At 43.7% G+C, this 16,961-nt stretch carries 16 protein-coding genes; 4 read left to right on the top strand and 12 right to left on the bottom strand.

What is annotated here, in order from left to right; genetic code table 11:
• Positions 1 to 366 precede the first annotated feature (366 nt).
• On the top strand, positions 367 to 1,593 hold the full coding sequence (pepT, locus tag Q1J64_RS09465; protein ID WP_301108817.1) for a peptidase T: 1,227 nt from the start codon (positions 367 to 369) through the stop codon (positions 1,591 to 1,593).
• 4 nt (positions 1,594 to 1,597) lie between these two features.
• Positions 1,598 to 2,545: a DMT family transporter gene (locus Q1J64_RS09460; protein WP_301108816.1), complete on the top strand. Its 948-nt coding sequence runs from the start codon at positions 1,598 to 1,600 to the stop codon at positions 2,543 to 2,545.
• Positions 2,546 to 2,588: 43 nt separating this feature from the next.
• Here Q1J64_RS09460 and Q1J64_RS09455 read toward each other — a convergent pair whose 3' ends face one another.
• From Q1J64_RS09455 to Q1J64_RS09440, 4 genes are all read right to left on the bottom strand, one after another.
• Positions 2,589 to 3,482: a DMT family transporter gene (locus Q1J64_RS09455; RefSeq protein ID WP_301108815.1), complete on the bottom strand. Its 894-nt coding sequence runs from the start codon at positions 3,480 to 3,482 to the stop codon at positions 2,589 to 2,591.
• Between the two features lie 428 nt (positions 3,483 to 3,910).
• Positions 3,911 to 4,981 carry an ABC transporter substrate-binding protein gene (locus Q1J64_RS09450; protein WP_301108822.1) on the bottom strand — a complete coding sequence of 357 codons (1,071 nt, stop codon included), beginning with the start codon at positions 4,979 to 4,981 and terminating at the stop codon, positions 3,911 to 3,913.
• 32 nt (positions 4,982 to 5,013) lie between these two features.
• Positions 5,014 to 5,793 (bottom strand): ABC transporter ATP-binding protein, encoded by a 780-nt coding sequence (locus Q1J64_RS09445; RefSeq protein ID WP_301108814.1) that lies wholly within the window; start codon positions 5,791 to 5,793, stop codon positions 5,014 to 5,016.
• A 5-nt stretch (positions 5,794 to 5,798) separates the two neighbouring features.
• On the bottom strand, positions 5,799 to 6,617 hold the full coding sequence (locus Q1J64_RS09440; RefSeq protein WP_301108813.1) for an ABC transporter permease: 819 nt from the start codon (positions 6,615 to 6,617) through the stop codon (positions 5,799 to 5,801).
• A gap of 34 nt (positions 6,618 to 6,651) precedes the next feature.
• Here Q1J64_RS09440 and Q1J64_RS09435 point away from each other — a divergent pair, with 34 nt between their 5' ends.
• The gene (locus Q1J64_RS09435; RefSeq protein ID WP_301108812.1) at positions 6,652 to 7,437 is read left to right on the top strand and encodes a hypothetical protein; all 786 of its coding nucleotides are present in this window, start codon (positions 6,652 to 6,654) and stop codon (positions 7,435 to 7,437) included.
• Positions 7,438 to 7,482: 45 nt separating this feature from the next.
• Here the strand turns inward: Q1J64_RS09435 and Q1J64_RS09430 are convergent, their stop codons facing one another.
• On the bottom strand, positions 7,483 to 7,761 hold the full coding sequence (locus tag Q1J64_RS09430; RefSeq protein ID WP_367183377.1) for a hypothetical protein: 279 nt from the start codon (positions 7,759 to 7,761) through the stop codon (positions 7,483 to 7,485).
• Positions 7,762 to 7,905: 144 nt separating this feature from the next.
• Here Q1J64_RS09430 and Q1J64_RS09425 point away from each other — a divergent pair, with 144 nt between their 5' ends.
• Positions 7,906 to 8,808 carry a LysR family transcriptional regulator gene (locus Q1J64_RS09425; protein WP_301108810.1) on the top strand — a complete coding sequence of 301 codons (903 nt, stop codon included), beginning with the start codon at positions 7,906 to 7,908 and terminating at the stop codon, positions 8,806 to 8,808.
• On the opposite strand, the gene Q1J64_RS09420 is transcribed toward Q1J64_RS09425, so the two are convergent.
• The 7 genes from Q1J64_RS09420 to Q1J64_RS09390 form a co-directional block, all read right to left on the bottom strand.
• Positions 8,799 to 9,806 carry an ABC transporter ATP-binding protein gene (locus tag Q1J64_RS09420; protein ID WP_301108809.1) on the bottom strand — a complete coding sequence of 336 codons (1,008 nt, stop codon included), beginning with the start codon at positions 9,804 to 9,806 and terminating at the stop codon, positions 8,799 to 8,801. The two genes, Q1J64_RS09425 and Q1J64_RS09420, sit on opposite strands and share 10 nt — an antisense overlap.
• Positions 9,775 to 10,791 carry an ABC transporter ATP-binding protein gene (locus tag Q1J64_RS09415; protein ID WP_301108808.1) on the bottom strand — a complete coding sequence of 339 codons (1,017 nt, stop codon included), beginning with the start codon at positions 10,789 to 10,791 and terminating at the stop codon, positions 9,775 to 9,777. The genes Q1J64_RS09420 and Q1J64_RS09415 overlap by 32 nt, the downstream gene beginning before the upstream one ends.
• A 17-nt stretch (positions 10,792 to 10,808) precedes the next feature.
• Entirely contained in the window at positions 10,809 to 11,744 is a 936-nt protein-coding gene (locus Q1J64_RS09410; RefSeq protein ID WP_301108807.1) for an ABC transporter permease, read from the bottom strand.
• A gap of 16 nt (positions 11,745 to 11,760) precedes the next feature.
• Positions 11,761 to 12,678, bottom strand: coding sequence for an ABC transporter permease (locus tag Q1J64_RS09405; protein ID WP_301108806.1), 918 nt, complete (start codon positions 12,676 to 12,678; stop codon positions 11,761 to 11,763).
• 84 nt (positions 12,679 to 12,762) lie between these two features.
• Positions 12,763 to 14,313, bottom strand: coding sequence for an ABC transporter substrate-binding protein (locus tag Q1J64_RS09400; protein ID WP_301108805.1), 1,551 nt, complete (start codon positions 14,311 to 14,313; stop codon positions 12,763 to 12,765).
• Positions 14,314 to 14,329: 16 nt separating this feature from the next.
• Positions 14,330 to 15,520 (bottom strand): M20 family metallopeptidase, encoded by a 1,191-nt coding sequence (locus tag Q1J64_RS09395; protein WP_301108804.1) that lies wholly within the window; start codon positions 15,518 to 15,520, stop codon positions 14,330 to 14,332.
• Between the two features lie 336 nt (positions 15,521 to 15,856).
• Entirely contained in the window at positions 15,857 to 16,936 is a 1,080-nt protein-coding gene (locus tag Q1J64_RS09390) for an AI-2E family transporter (RefSeq protein ID WP_301108803.1), read from the bottom strand.
• Positions 16,937 to 16,961: the final 25 nt, after the last annotated feature.

The raw sequence follows: 16,961 nt of genomic DNA, 5'->3' as shown, positions 1-16,961 counted from the left end.
AGGTCACGCCACAGTCTTCAGATAGATCCTAGGCATTCACATGTATCTATAATGGAATATTTTGTAATAATTTTTAACTTGAAAACCATTGTATTATCTTTTACACATAAACAAGGACTTGACTTTTTTTATTGCAGTAATGATCATTCATCCGCCTCAACCGCTCGTAAAATGCTGCAGGCGCTCATACGGCCCTGTCAACCGCTCATACCACCTCCGACCGTGATCATAGAGCTTCTGAACTTGATCATATAGCCCGCCTGCATGATCATACTTACTCCAAGCACATTCATTTTCAGCGTATTCAGTATGCCTTTCTGTTAAAATAAAAACAGCAATTCGCATCTTGGAGAGGAGTTTTCCCTAATGAAAGAACAATTGATTGAGCGGTTCATCCGCTACGCAAAAATTGATACACAATCTGACGCAGCATCTGATACAACACCTTCCACAACTAAACAGTGGGATTTGCTGCATCTGCTTGAAAAAGAACTGGCAGAAATCGGTTTAGAGGAGATTTCATTGGATGACGACGGCTATTTGTTTGCTACGCTACCGTCCAATACAGACAAAGAACTGCCGACAGTCGGTTTCCTGGCTCACGTTGATACCGCCACCGATTACACCGGAACAGGTGTCAACCCGCAGCGCATCGACAACTACGACGGCAACGATATCCAATTAAATGAGTCTACTGTCATGACGACTGCAGCATTTCCCGAACTGAAAAATTATCACGGCCACACACTCATCACAACTGACGGCACAACACTGCTCGGTGCGGATGATAAAGCCGGCATTACAGAAATCATGACCGCAATGAAATTTTTGAAAGAACATCCCGAGATCAAGCACGGGAAAGTACGCGTAGGCTTTACGCCTGACGAAGAAATCGGGCGCGGGCCGCATAAATTTGACGTCGAACGCTTCTGCGCAGACTATGCGTACACGATGGATGGCGGACCGCTCGGTGAACTGCAGTATGAAAGTTTCAACGCAGCTGGTGCAGAGATTATTTTCCGCGGAACAAACGTCCACCCAGGCACAGCAAAAGGAAAAATGGTCAATTCATTACTCATTGCGGCTGAATTCCAGGCAGCGATGCCCGCGAATGAAATCCCGCAGGAAACAGAAAACTATGAAGGGTTCATTCATTTGATGGACGCCGAAGGCTCTGTTGAAAAGACCACCTATCAGTATATTATCCGTGACCATGACCGCAAGGCATTTGAAGCACGCAAGCAGCTGGTAGTGGATACTGTCAAGCGTCTGCAGGAGAAGCACGGGGAGCATTCAATAGAACTGAAGATGGAAGATCAGTACTTTAACATGCGTGAAAAGATTGAGCCTGTTATTGAGATTGTAGACTTGATGGCAGATGCCTACCGCAGCCTTGGCATCGAACCGAAAATCGAACCAATCCGCGGCGGTACGGACGGCTCACAATTGTCCTTTATGGGCATGCCAACGCCGAACGTTTTTACAGGCGGCGAAAATTATCACGGTAAATATGAATTCGTTTCCGCTGACATTATGGTGAAAGCGACGAAAGTGATTATCGAAGCATTGAAACTGCAGGAGCAGCGCGGCTAATTCGATGAAGGCCATTGGAATCGGTATTTTGTCCGCACTCTTTTTTGCTGTTACATTCGTTTTAAACCGGTCGATGGAGCTCGATGGTGGCAGCTGGCTATGGAGCGCTTCGTTGCGATACTTCTTCATGGTGCTGTTCCTCATACTGATTGTCGGCTTACGTGGCGGCCTGCCTGGAATGAAACGTGAAATGGCAGCAGCACCCGGACCATTTTTCATTTGGAGCTTTGTCGCTTTCGTACTGTTTTACGGGCCGTTGACGTTTTCAGCCGGCTACAGTCCTGGCTGGCTCGTAGCGGGAACGTGGCAAATGACGATTGTAGCCGGTATTTTACTGGCACCATTTTTTACGTTTCAAGCGAAGAGTGAGACCGGTGAACTGCGGACGATCCGCCATCGGATTCCTACTGCATCACTCGTAATTTCATCGGTTATTTTAGTAGGTGTTGTATTGATTCAAATTCCGCATGCAAGCAGTGTTTCCACGAAAACGATTCTGCTTGGCACACTGCCTTTAGTGATCGCGGCGTTCGCTTATCCTCTCGGAAACCGTAAAATGATGAATCTACTTGGCGGAAGTCTGGACATGTTCCAGCGAGTACTGGCGATGACGCTCATGACGATTCCTATTTGGGTAGTGATGGCTATTTACGCCACCGCCACTGTTGGTCTGCCATCCACGAGCCAGGTCGTACAGTCGCTAATTGTTGCGGTGAGCTCGGGTGTCATCGCAACTTCCCTCTTTTTCATGGCGACCGACATGGTGCAGCATGATCAAGGGAAACTCGCAGCAGTGGAAGCAACGCAGTCAGTCGAGCTGATTTTTGCGATGCTTGGTGAAATGCTGTTGCTCAGCCTGCCATTGCCGGGTGTGCTTTCATTGGTTGGAGTACTGATCATTATCGGTGGCATGTCGCTGCACAGCTATCAGACCTCTTTAGTCGCAAAATAAAAATCGGACTGCCTCAGCTAAAAAGAGACCGTCCGATTTTTCTTTATACTTTTCGTTCTTTCACCTGCTGAATGCTGCGTTTCTTGAAAAATTTCGGCTTCGTTTCGGAAATCAGAATCGCGATGAATATGAGCAAAGCCCCGATGAACATGCGGCCTGTCAACACTTCATAGGCCAGCGCGACAGAGAATGCCATCCCCCATACCGATTCCGTCGATAAAATAATCGCTGCCTTGGTCTCGGATATATGCTTTTGACCGACTGTCTGCATTAAAAATGCGATTGTTGTCGAGAATACCGCTAAATACAGCACCGAGCTTACGCCTGTCGGGTGCATCGAGAACGACATTTCCCCTAGTCCGAAAACCGTTACGCAAGCAATCAGCGCTGCGGCTCCCATTTGCAGAAGCGTCAGCAAAATTGCATCTTCTGTCTGTACAAACCGTCCCGTGTAGAAAATATGAAATGCGAACATGACTGCGCATCCCAATGTCAGTACGTCACCAAGGTTGATGCCCGAAGACCATTGCAGTGATAACACCGCCACGCCAATTAAAGCTAAAACTGCTCCGAATAATTCAAACGTATCGAGCTTCCGCTTGTACAAAATAAACGCAATGAACGGTACAATTACCACATTGACACCCGTTAGGAATGCGTTTTTCGAAGGTGTCGTAAACTGCAGTCCAACCGTCTGCAACGCAAAGGCCGCATACAGCAAAACCCCAAGCAGCGTGCCTTTCCATAATACTGCTTTATTCAGCTGGCGCAGTTTTTTATGAAATACCAATCCCAATAAAATCGCACCTACCGCAAAACGCACGGCGAGTATTTGATACGGCGTATAATAATCCAGCGCGAGCGCACTCATGACAAAGCCGCTGCCCCAGATGATCGCCGTAATCGTCAGTCCGATTTCGCCTATATATTTTTTCAATTTGTTCACCATTCTTCCACTATTCAGTCGTTTCAGTTTATCACGAATTTCATTGGGAATATAGGCGTTTTTTGTAGTTTTGAGGATGTGTGTTTGGCGGGAAAGGTGCGGCGTGGGGCAGGTTTGGTGCGTTCGGAGGGTTACATGGTGCGGTGAAGCTGGAGAATGGTGCGGCTGTGGGGCAGTTACGTCGGGTTGCGCGGCAGTCCCATATTTCATGCATTTTCTAGCGTTATGAGCGCGTTCACGTTCGGTATGATCGCCATTATTGCTGATATGATCATTCACAGGAGGCGTACGATCGCTTGGAAGTACGGTTTGAGCGGTTGACCACGCCGTATGAGCGGCAGAACGATCCGTATGATCACGTGAAGGTCTATCACCAAAAAAGAGCCATCCGATGCTCCGGACAGCTCCCTTCCACCTATTTACTCTTCGTACAAACCGATTTCCTTAATTGCTCGTTCTACAAGCGACGGATCGACCGACTTATCGAAATCGATTTCCCCGCGAATCGCGCCGTTCGCTTTATACATTTCGTATTGCTTCTTAATATCATCTATAAACATCTTGCCGTTTGGATCAAGTCCTGTGACAAATACACGCTCCCACAGTTCAGGATCTTTCAACGCTGTATGCTTCACCATAATATCGATGATCTCGGATTCTCCCTCGCCTTTAAAGAATGCATCGTTATAGTCGCGCACCCCTTTTAAATAAGCAGCCATAAATCGAATCGACAGCTCCTCATTCTCCATGAATTGTGGTGATGCCAGCACCATCGCGATTTGCGATTCAGGTGCATAATCGGTCGTATCTCCAAATCGGAGGTGGAAGCCCTTTTCTATTCCCTGAGCAATGAGCGGCTCGATATTTAATGCAGCATCAATTGTGCCCGAATCAACTGCTCCAAGCATCGCACCGAAATCCGCGATGTGCACATACTCTACATCTTCTTCCGTTAAGCCTGCATGCTTCAGCATCTCTTCATAAATATAGCCATCAATTGAATTTCGAGAGGACACCGCAATTTTCTTGCCTTTGAAATCACTATACTCTTTAATTTCATCTTTCATATGATTACCGATGACGAAACTGAAATATGATTCTCCAGGCATATTATGTCCTTTATCCGCAATGATCCGCACGTCAATACCCTGCGCGATCGCGTTAAAGAAGGATGCTGTGGACACGCCACCTGCGATATCGACTTCTCCTGCTGCCAATGCAGGTAACATATCATCACTATTAGCAAAATCCGCAAAATCTACGGAAATATTATAGTCATCAAAATAGCCTTTTTCCTTCGCTATATAGAATCCCGCCCCTGAAGCTGCCCCATCCTCCGCAATGAAAATTTTTGCCTGTCTTTCCAGCGGTGTCAAATCGCCGGACTTTGGTGTTTTATCGACTGGTGCTGGCTTCTCCGTTTCTTTTTGCGCACATGCTCCCATAATCAAGACCATAGACAACAGACCGACCCAACCTGCTTTTTTCATCCACTTCCCCACGTCATCTCTCCTTTTGTCATTTATTCTCTAGATTTCTGCACTTCTTCCTGCAAATGATGCAAGATATCGATAAACTTCGCCGCCATTTCAGGATCATTTCGTATATCCTCGATTTTTCTCGGCCTCGGTTTATCGACAATAATTTCTTCAATAATTTTTCCCGGCTGCGTCCCCATTAATAAAATACGGTCGCTCAGCAGCAACGCTTCATCGATACTGTGCGTTATGAACAACACCGTCTTCTTCGTTTCCGCCCAGATGCTCAGCAATTCTTCTTGCAGAATAAACCTGTTCTGTTCGTCCAGTGCGCCAAACGGTTCATCCATCAATAAAATCTCCGGATCATTCGCAAAAGCACGCGCGATGCTCACCCTTTGCTTCATACCGCCTGACAGCTCTTTCGGATATAGTGAAGCAAAGCGTTCTAAGCCTGTTTTCTTTAAATAAAAGTCCGTCCGTTCCTCAATGAACGCTTTCGGCAGGCTGCGCATCTTCAATCCGAACGCAACATTTTCCCTGACCGTCAGCCAAGGAATGATACCGCGTTCTTGAAACACCATCGACTGCAGCGGCCGATCCTGCCGTTCTGATGCGATCGTAAAACTACCGACACTCGGTTGCTCCAGCCCCGCTAAAATCCGCAGAAGCGTCGTCTTGCCGCAGCCGCTTGGCCCCACCAGACAGACAAATTCACCTTCCTGCACAGTCATCGAAATATTCTCAAGCGCGACGACGCTGCCCTGTTTCTTATAAAAAGCTTTCATTAGGCCATCTACTGTGATCTTTGGCTTCCCCTCCATTTCATTCACCTCCATGGCAATAATTTATTTTGAAGGGCGCGCAGAATAAGCGAAAATAAATAGCCGAAAAAGGAGATGAGTATTAAACCAACATACATTTCGGGCAATAAAAAGGCTTTATACGATGTCCAGATTAAATAACCAATTCCCGAAGTTGCCCCCATCATTTCCGCTGCCACAATCGTCAGCAAAGCAATCGCCTGCCCCATTTGAATTCCTTCGAGCATGACAGGCAAAGCGCCCGGCAGTGCGATTTTAAAGAAGAAATTCCAACGGTTCGTCTGATAATTATGAGCGACATCTAAATAGATCTTATCGATATTCAACACACCCGCCGCGGTGTTTATCACGACTGGAAAAAAGACACTACCTGCAATCGTTACTACTTTGGACAGATCTCCAATTCCGAATAAAATGATAATAATCGGCAATAATGCAAGCGTTGGAATCGGCATTAGAGCCATGACAATCGGCTGGATAAAATGCCTAATTGGCGAGTATAAGCCCATTAGCAGACCAATAATGATGCCAGGTATGACTCCTGCCAAAAAGCCGAGCAAAATCCGATACAGTGACACGCCCACATGCTTTGCCATCGTTCCGTTAGCAATCATGTCATAAAACGTTTGCACAATCGTGCTTGGCGGAGGGAAAAATCGGATATCCAGCACACCGGTTCGTGACATCACTTCCCACAGCAGCAGCATAAAGATTGGAGACACAATTGTCAGCAGCTGCTTCCCTCGCTCCTTGCGCTGCCGCCGTTTCCACTCCTGCTGCTCCACTTCAAATGATTCATTGTGTATAAGCTGTTGCTTCTCCACCTTTCACCACCTCTTCACTGCCTATAATATGTGTATGCCTAGTGATTGGGTTGGGCGAGAGCACATAAACGATTGGGTTGTTTCTCCAAAATCATTTGATTATACTGAATATATGAGCACACTTACACCAGATCAAATCAGAGAATTGAATAGCTATAGTATTTATTTGGAGAAACCCGAACATCCCGTATTCACGTTGGCCGACCTCAAGGACCCGGCAAAAATTGAAGACTGTATCCTTGCGGCAAAAGCAGTCAGTCAAAGTCCGAATGAAGTGGTCGCCTCATCCTACTTCATGCGCCGGATCGGTATGTTTTTCGCGATGCAGCTCTACAATCTTGCTGCGTACGATGAAATGTGGAAAGGTTCAGATGATAATTTGCGTTTTGGGGCAATTGTGGAGTTCGGCAACCGGACAATTAGTACTTTTGCAGATGATGCCGACTGGGAAATGTTTGAGGATCACGAAAGACAGGCAGCAATTCGTAGCGTTTTACAGGATGCACATGCCGTGATCACCGGAATACGGACAGCAGTTAGCATATCCCCATTAACCTTATGGGAAAACATTTTCGGGTTCTGGCTGTGGCAATATCATGTACTGCTTTCTAATCCAGGTACAGAAATGGAAGCACGGAATGATTTGGATACACTCAAAAACGACGAAGTATGGATCGATATTGCCAGCCGCTCCCGCTTCGCCAGTTATTTACACGACAGTGAACCATCCAGTTTATTGAACACCACCGTCCGAACAACCTGCTGTTTTTCAAAAGATGTGCCCGGGTTGATGCAATGCGGATTCTGTCCGTTAAAATAAAAAAGGGCTGTGCAGGAGGTTACGAAACCTCCTGCACAGCCCTTTCTATCTTCTACGATAAGCATAAAATGACTGCTTTGTGGAATAAATAATACCCATAGCCGCACCACTGTAGAAAAACCCCATAAATATTCCGGCCGACAGATTTTTCGGGTGGCTGATAAATACTGATAGTGCCAATGCAAGCAAAGTGGCTACTGTCGACAGCCAGCTTGGCGGCAAATGAAACAACCACTTTGCTGCCAAAACAACAACCAGTACGACCGGCACCGCCCAGATCGCATCCCAGACATTTGTATGGATTACAGGAAACTCAGTTAACATGCCGTACATCCTTCCGTTTTTGATAGGATGTGCAAAACGACGTTAATCATTCATCTTTAGTTCATTTAGTTGCTTGCTTTGAATGCTATAAGCTTATGTTATAATTAAGAATATATAGACTACGAACTTGAGGGGGGAAGTTTCATGCAAAAGCAAGATTGCCGAATGTTGATTTCTGTGTATGAAGAGAAAAATCTAACTAAAGCCGCTCAGAAACTCTTCACCTCTCAGCCTGCCATAACTTATAGACTTCAGAAACTTGAAGAAGAATACCAAATAAAACTATATAACCGGCAAGGGAATAAGTTATTCTTCACACCAGAAGGAGAATACTTGGTTGAATTCTCAAAAAGAATGCTTCTTGATTTAGATAAGCTTGAAGAAAATTTAAAAACAATAAAAAAAGACGCAACCGGAACTATCCGCATTGGCGTCTCTAGCAACTTTGCACTCTATAAATTACCCACACTTATTAAGCAGTTCTTAGATTTACCTTATAATATTCAAGTTAACGTAACAACCGGTTGGAGCTCGGAGATTATTCAATTACTGAATAAAAATGAAATTCAAATCGGAATTATAACCGGGAACTATAATTGGTTTGACGAAAAGATCTTATTGGCCGAAGACCCTCTGACGATTGTTTCCAAAAACCCAATTAAACTCGAAGAAATCCCCTTTATGCCACTCATTTCTTATCAACCTAATAAAAAGAAAGGACCGGGGGAAAAAGCGACAAACCCCTTAGCACAGATGATTGAAAATTGGTGGCAAGATCGTTTCTCTGCACCTCCTCTTGTACGTATGGAATTGGACAGCGTAGAAACTTGCAAGGAAATGGTCAATCAGAGCCTCGGTTACTCGATTATCCCTAAGTCATGTTTGACCGACAAAGATTCATTTTTCACGCATGATTTGATAAACGACAAAGGTAAACCTCTAAATCGTAAAACATGGTTAATTTTCAGAAAGTCAAATCTGGAATTATTAACTGTCAGTCATTTTGTCGAGTTTGTTGAGGAACAGCTTAAAAATGATCAATCCTGATGTAAAGGATAGTGACACGCTACAAAGTGACCAGTTTCTTTTTCTTCAAAGTCAGGTACAACTAATTTGCACTTTTCTTGTGCAAAAAGACAGCGTGTGTGAAACTTGCAGCCGCTCGGCGGATGAACTGGACTTGGCATATCGCCTTCCAATATAATCTCATCTTCAGGTGCTCTTCTGAAGCGCGGATGCGAAATTGGTAAAGACGCTAATAATCCATTAGTGTATGGATGCATGGGTTTGGCAAACAACGCTTCCTTCGTTGTCAATTCCACCATATTGCCTAAGTACATCACACCGATGCGGTCACTGATATGCCGTACTGCCGGCAAACCGTGCGCTATAAAAATGTAAGTCAGATTATATTTTTTCTGCAGGTCGCTCAGTAAATTCAAAATCTGTGCCTGAATCGATACATCAAGTGCAGACACAGGTTCATCGCAAATAATAAGTTTTGGTTTCAAAACGAGTGCACGTGCGATCCCTATCCGTTGGCGCTGACCTCCACTGAACTCATGAGGAAAGCGATGAGTGTAGGTCGTGTCCAAACCTACATCTTTCATTAACCGATGAACTTCTTCTTCCAATTCTTTCTTAGAAAGCTTACGATGTGTAATCAACGGTTCTGCAATTAAATCAAAAACGCGCATTCTGGGATTTAGGGATGAAAACGGGTCTTGAAAGATCATTTGATAATCGACGCGATGCTTCTTCAGATCACGTTCTTTCATTTTGGAAAGTTCTGCACCATTGAAGTGAATTTCTCCTTCTGTCGGTTGCAAAAGCCCCATAATTAAATTGCCCAGCGTAGACTTTCCACAGCCCGACTCTCCCACAATACCTAAAGTTTCACCCCGATAAACTGTCAGATCTACTCCATCCACTGCCCGTAAATACTCTTTTTCTTTTTTGAACAGCTGCTGATTTACAGGAAAATGCTTCTTCAAGTTTTTGACGACAAGTACTTCATCCGTTTGAACAGGTGCGCTCTTTACCATCTGGAATCATCCCTTCCTTGTTTTCATGCAGCCAGCATCTCACTTTATTGCCGTTTTGTTCATCCACCTGTAATGAAGGCATCTGTGTTTTACAGATATCCATCGCAAACGGGCATCTGGGATGGAAATAACATCCCGACGGTTTATTGCTCGGGGTCGGCACATTGCCTTGAATGGATTCTAAGGCGTCCACTTCTGCGTCAATCTTCGGTGTACTTTGGATTAATCCCTGTGTGTACGGGTGTTGCGGTTCTGAAAACAAGGACATGACATCCGCTTCTTCCACTACTTGACCAGCATACATGACGATCACTTTATCTGCCAGCTCAGCCACAACTCCCAAGTCATGTGTAATCAACAGAATGGATGTGTCAAAATCTATCTTCAAGTTTCGCATTAGCTTTAAAATTTGTGCTTGAATCGTTACGTCCAACGCCGTTGTCGGTTCGTCTGCAATGAGCAGGCTTGGTTTGCATGATAATGCCATGGCAATCATTACCCGCTGTCTCATTCCTCCGCTCAATTCATGCGGATGTGAAGCGTATACTTGCTCTGCACGGGGAATTCCTACTTTTTTCAGCATCTCAATACTGGCGATTTTAGCCTCTTTCTTCGAAATATCCTGATGCAGCAGCAGAGTTTCATCTAATTGTGATCCAATCTTTAATATTGGATTCAATGAAGTTAGAGGCTCCTGAAAAATCATCGATATTTCATTGCCGCGAATATCACGCATTTCTCTATCGCTTAATTGTGTTAAATCTTTGCCTTTAAATAAAATTTCTCCACCCACGATTTTCCCGGGTGAATTGACCAGCTGCATGATAGAGAAGGACGTTACACTTTTACCACAGCCAGACTCTCCCACCAATGCCGTTGTTTGTCCGGACTCCAAAGAGAATGATACTCCATCCACTGAAGGCACGACTCCATTTGTCGTATAGAAATATGTTTTTAAATCATTTACTTCAAGCAATGTAGACATGATGAAGTCTCCTTTCGTTACGAGTTGCTTCCTTGAGATCTTGGATCCAGTAAATCACGGAGCCACTCACCCAAAAATATGATTCCCAACACTGTAATGGTGATGGCTAATCCGGGGAATGTGGCAAGCCACCAACTAGTAGCGACATATTCTTTGCCTTCGCTTAACATTATTCCCCATGAAACTGTTGGCGGTTGAATACCTAATCCTAAAAAGCTCAGTGATGATTCTGTAATGATTGTACTTGCAACACTTAATGTGGAAATAACGATAATAGAAGACATTACGTTAGGCAAAATATGGCGCTTCATGATTTGAATATCTGAGACACCCATCGTCCGCGCTGCTTTCACGTATTCCCGTTCACGCAAACTAAGTGTTTCACTACGGATCATTCGTGCATACAATACCCAGCTAGTTACACCAATTACTATGATTAATGTAGGAAGTCCTGGATCTAGTACCGTCAGGAAAACGATACAAAATAATATGGTTGGTACAGATAAGAACGCATCCACTAGCCGCATTATTAAATTATCCACGATGCCTCCATAGTAACCCGAAATGATACCAAACACGACACCAATCACACCTGCTACCAGAACGGATAATATTCCTACAACTAATGAAATACGTGAACCGTAAATAATTCTGCTCAATATATCGCGACCTAGATTGTCTGTCCCAAGAATGTGACTTAACGTACCGCCGTCGGACCAAAATGGGGGTGCTAACATATTTGTCGTATCGATTTTGCCTGGATCATACGGTGCGATCGCAGGAGCAAACATCGCCATTATACATAAAGCCAGAACGATCAGTAAGCCAACAGTACCTGTCTTACTTCTTAAGAGTTTTGTAAAAAATATCTTCAGCTTATTTTTCGACTTGATACTTCTATCATTCTTGTCAACTGGAAGTATGGCAAGCTCAGCATGGCTGGTTGATTTCATTTTGACAAATCCTTTCTTAGCTATATTTAATTCGCGGATCTAAGAAACGATACAGTACGTCCGTCAATAGATTCATCAACAGAATAATGACGGCTGTTACAAATACAGCTGCTTGAATGATCGGTAAATCTTTGTCATAGACCGCTTGAATGATTAACTGTCCAACACCAGGCCAAGAGAAAATCATCTCCGTTATTAAGGAGCCGCCTACTAATGTTGCCATCTGCAAAATTGTAATTGTAATAACAGGTACTAACGAGTTGCGAAAAGCATGGCGGAAGATAATGACACTTTTCTTCTGTCCTTTACTTCTTGCTGTACGGATATAATCCTGTTGGAGAATCTCCAGCATATTAGAGCGCACGAGCCTCGTAATCTCAGCCGACACTGCTGTTCCTAGTGTAATGGCAGGTAGAATCAGATGTTTCCAGCTACCTGTTCCTGAAACCGGCATCAATTTCAAGTTTACGGCGAAAATTAAAATCAGCATAATCCCCAACCAGAAGTTCGGAATGGCTTTTCCTAAAACAGATAAACCTGTTGCAAACAAGTCTACAATCCCGTTTGGACGGATTGCAGAAATAATACCCAAGGGAATTGCAATGACTATAGCCATGATCATGGAAGCAGTTGCTAATTCAATTGTGGCCGGCAATCTTTCCAGCACTAGCCCCAAAGCAGAGATTCCATATTTATATGAATCTCCAAAATCCCCCTGTACTAAATCAACCATGTAATTCCAAAATTGCAGATAGAATGGTTGGTCAAATCCTAAAGCGACTCGGAGTTGCTGAATTTCTTGCTGTGTAGCTTCTGCCGGCAGCATCAAAGCTACTGGATCTCCGGCTATGTATACTAGAACGAAGATCATGAGGGAAATGATAAATAGAACGATTGGAATCTGCAATAACCTGCTAGTAAAGTATCTCCACATATAGATCCTCTCCAATTAATTGTAAAGATAGCCAACAGATCAGCTTCTGTGGTCAGAAGCTGTCTGCTGCTATCTCATGAATTTTTATTTTTTATGAACGTCAGGAATATATACTAATTCATCCAAACGAGGTGTATATTCAACTCCGTTATTTACTCCGAAAAACTGATCGATTTGGAATAATGGGATGATTGGCATCTCTTCACTTGCAATTTTTTGGATTTCCTGATATTTCTTCGTTCTCTCTTCTTCATCCAAAGATGTATTGGCTTCTTCAAGCAACTGATCTATCTTTTCATTACTATAACCATTAATTGAAGCTGATCTCTCAGTACCATAGTAATCAAGCGCCTGTCCTGCATCAAAGAATGAAGATCCGAGTGCGATCAAATAACCATCTTTAAACTTTTCTTGATCTCGAAGCTCAGAGAATGTGCCCCATTTCAATAAGTTCATTTCGGTATGGATGCCTGCCTCTTCAAGCATACCTGCAATCAGCTGCATGACTTCACGATCTTTAATATAGCGCCCTGTTGGACCTGCCAACTCGATCGTTACGCCATCTTTATAGCCAGCCTCATCCAATAGCTGCTTTGCTTTTTCAACATCGTAATTGTAATTATCGAATAAACTTTCTTCAAACCCGACATTTCCAGGGTTCACTCGAGTTAATGTAGGTGTACCGCCGCCATCCAGTAGACTATCTACCAAAGCTTTGTCATCAATAGCAAAGTCAATAGCCTGACGCACCTTGACGTCAGATGTTGGCCAATCTTCTTGTGTACGCAGGAACAACATATACGTACGGTTGGATGCACCATTGACTATCTTGCTATTATCGGAAGTGTTAATTCTATCCCAGTCACTTGGAGGAACGTTTGCGATGATATCTACACTGTCTGTCAATAGCTCAGCCACCCTAGTCGAATCCTCAGGAATTGCTCTGAACACTACATTTTCGTACTCACCTTTTTTATCGAAGTACTCATCATTTTTCACTAGAGTAACTTGGTTGTCCTTCTTCCACTCTTTGAATTTATAAGGACCTGAACCAATAGGAGATTTCAAAAATTCGTCCATACCTTTTTCTTCAATATAGTTTTTTGGTAGAACCCCAGATGCCTGTCTTGAAATCCTGCTTAACAACATCGGATCCGGCTCATTTGTAATAATTTGAAACGTTAATGGATCTATTACTTTTACTTCGGCAATCGTATCGAAATCGCCATGGCTTTTCAGTGTTTCATCCTTGGCAACGCGCTCCAGAGTAAACTTGACGTCTTCTGCTGTCAGGTCATCACCATTATGGAATTTCACTCCTTCGTTCAGTGTAAATTCATATGTGACGTCATCAATATTCTTCCACTCTTTTGCAAGATGCGGCTGAATTTCTCCATCCGTATCACGCATCAGAAGATAATCAAAAACATTTACATGAATGACCTCTGTAGATGTAGTAGTATGATTATGAATATCCCAAGTCAACATATCCGGCCCCAATGAAAGTGTCAGCGTATCATTATCTTCCTTTTCCGAAGCTGTGCCGCTGTTCTCAGCAGGTTTGCTCGTTGTGGTACATGCGGATAATATAACAAGTGCTGCTGCAATCATTAAATATAATAGTTTTTTCGACATTTTTTATTCCCCCTTTTTAATGTATAACCATTTCATTCTGTATTTCTTTTTCTACCGCAAATTGCCTTTTAATTTCATTCAATAACGAAGGCGAAGAAAGGACATCTATACAAGCAGCCCCTAAAACTTTAGCAGCTGTAACAATCGCTTCATTTCCTTCTTGACTGTTGGATGCTTCCACCCAGTCTTTCGTGTGGTTAGGCGTACCCTGAGGAACAAATGAAACACGTATACACGCACCAGGCACGCGATGGGTAACGATGCTGAAATCAGTGGAACCCGTACGTTCACGAGGCGGCGTAATATTTTTAGCTCCTGCCAATTTTGCATTTTCCAATAAAACATCATTTAAGGCCTGGACATTCAACTTACTCTCCATGGACTTCTTCTTATGGATCTGAACCTTTGTCCCCGTTGCGAGCGCCGCCCCTTTTGCTACATTTAAAGCTCGTTCAATCACAGTTTCCAAATAAGGCCGATTCAAAGCACGTATAGAAAAAATGGCTGCAGCTCTCTCAGGTACGATATTCGCTGCCTTACCGCCATCCGTAATAATGCCATGAATTCGAACATCAGATCTAACGTGTTCCCGTAAATACTCCATTCCGTTGAATGTCATTAGCACGCCATCCAAGGCACTGATTCCTTTTTCCGGAGCAACTGCAGCATGGGAAGCTTTACCTTCAAAAACAAATTCGAAGTTGTCTATAGCTAATGAACGACCGTCCACTGTTGTTCGGTCCCCCCCATGCATCATCAATGCAAAATCTAGGTGATCAAAAAACCCTTGCTTCGCCATCGGAATTTTTCCGCTGGTCGTTTCTTCGGCCGGCGTCCCAATTACTTCGATTGTGCAGTTCGGCAGTTCATCAAGCTTGGTTAAACTGATCGCAGCTCCCAGCACAGCGGGTGACTGCAAATTATGGCCGCAGCCATGGCCCAATTCCTCCAGTGCATCGTACTCACATAGCAACCCGACTGTCGGCCCGCCAGTTCCTACTGTATAGTGCGCCCGAAAAGCCGTGTCTAAACCCGCCACGTTGTGTTCAACGGTAAATCCATTGGCTTTCAAGATACCAGTGATTTTTTGTACTGCCTGATACTCTTCATTGCCTAATTCAGGATTTGCATGTAGAAATGCACCTAAATCAATTAATTCCTTCTGAAGCTGTTCTACATGATTAAACAATATTACCTTGCTGTCCATGAGTGACTCTCCTGCCCTTCTTGTTGTAATCGCTTCCAAACTGATGTTAAGGTACGAATACTCTGTCAACTCATCATACGAGAGCTTTTTTCAGAAAGGAAATTGAATTAATTATGGTGTACGATAAAAAAATTTTATAGGCATCTCATAAAGACATGCATTCCATATATGTACATAGCGCTCAGTCATGCCATTTAATAGTTTACTACAGCATCCTTCGCAAGAAACTAAAAATTTTTGATTGCTGTTCATTGACAGACGAATACTTTCCTCATGCTGCTGTAAATATCCCTACAACAAAAAACCTCCCAGTCCAAAGACCAGGAGGCACTTCAACTACACTTCTTTTGTAGCTGCACGGCGTATTTCTTTTCGCCGTTCATAAATATTTTGGACGATGACTTTTCCGACTGCATAAGCAGGAACAGCCACCACAATTCCCAGGAATCCCGCAATACTTCCTGCCACCAATAAAACAGTAATGACAGTCAGCGGATGAATATCGAGAGTTTTCCCCATTACGTTCGGCGTGATTAGATTGCTGTCTGTCTGCTGTGCAACAAGCGTTACGACAGCTACCCAGATGACCAGCTTCGGATCCTGCAGATAGGCTATCAACAGAGCCGGCGCTACTGCAATCCATGGCCCAATAAACGGAATCAGGTTCATGAAAAGTGCCAGAATTGCTAGCAACAATGCGTATTCCAGTCCAATTATCAAATAACCAGTCAAAATGATGGCTGCTAGAATGGAACTGATCAGCAACTGCCCCTGAATATAAGAGCGAAGTACTCTGTCGATATCTTCTAACGTCTTTTTTACCCAGACCTTACGCTGCCCTGAAAATAGATTATAAATTCTCGGCGCCAGTTTTTCATGATCTTTCAACATGAAGAAGAAGAAAAACGGAACAAGCAGGAGTAACACAACCGCCTGAACGAATGACTGAATAAATGTGACGAACCATTTACCGAATTTCACTGCAAATGACTGAATAGATTCAAAAGCTGAATTCAGCGAATCCTGCAGACTGTCCGGTAAGTTGTCTTTTTGATTGATGGCTTCATTTTTCAACTGATCTAGCTGACTGGCTAATGCAGGAGCGTTTTCGACCAAGTTATTCACCTGTTTCGTCACAATTGGACCAATGAGTGCTAGCAGAATCCAAACGACTGCGATTAAAATCAACATAACAGACAAAATACTGCCCCAACGAGGCATCCCACGTTTCTCAAGCATGCGCTGAATTGGTTCCGTCATGTAATATAGCAGTCCGCCAAAGATTAGCGGCAGCATAATGGTCTGCAAAATGATCCCAACCGGTTTAAAAATATAGTTCACTTCTAAAAAGTACTTGGTAATCAAAAGGGCAAGTAAAACACCTATACCTACCTGGAACCATACTTTTTTCGTCAAATTCCCACTTCCTTTATTGCGTATT

This window comes from Sporosarcina sp., from assembly GCF_029257255.1.
GTDB lineage: Bacteria > Bacillota > Bacilli > Bacillales_A > Planococcaceae > Sporosarcina.
Note: the sequence above shows the minus strand (reverse complement) of the source record. Positions and strands in the feature narration are given on the sequence as shown.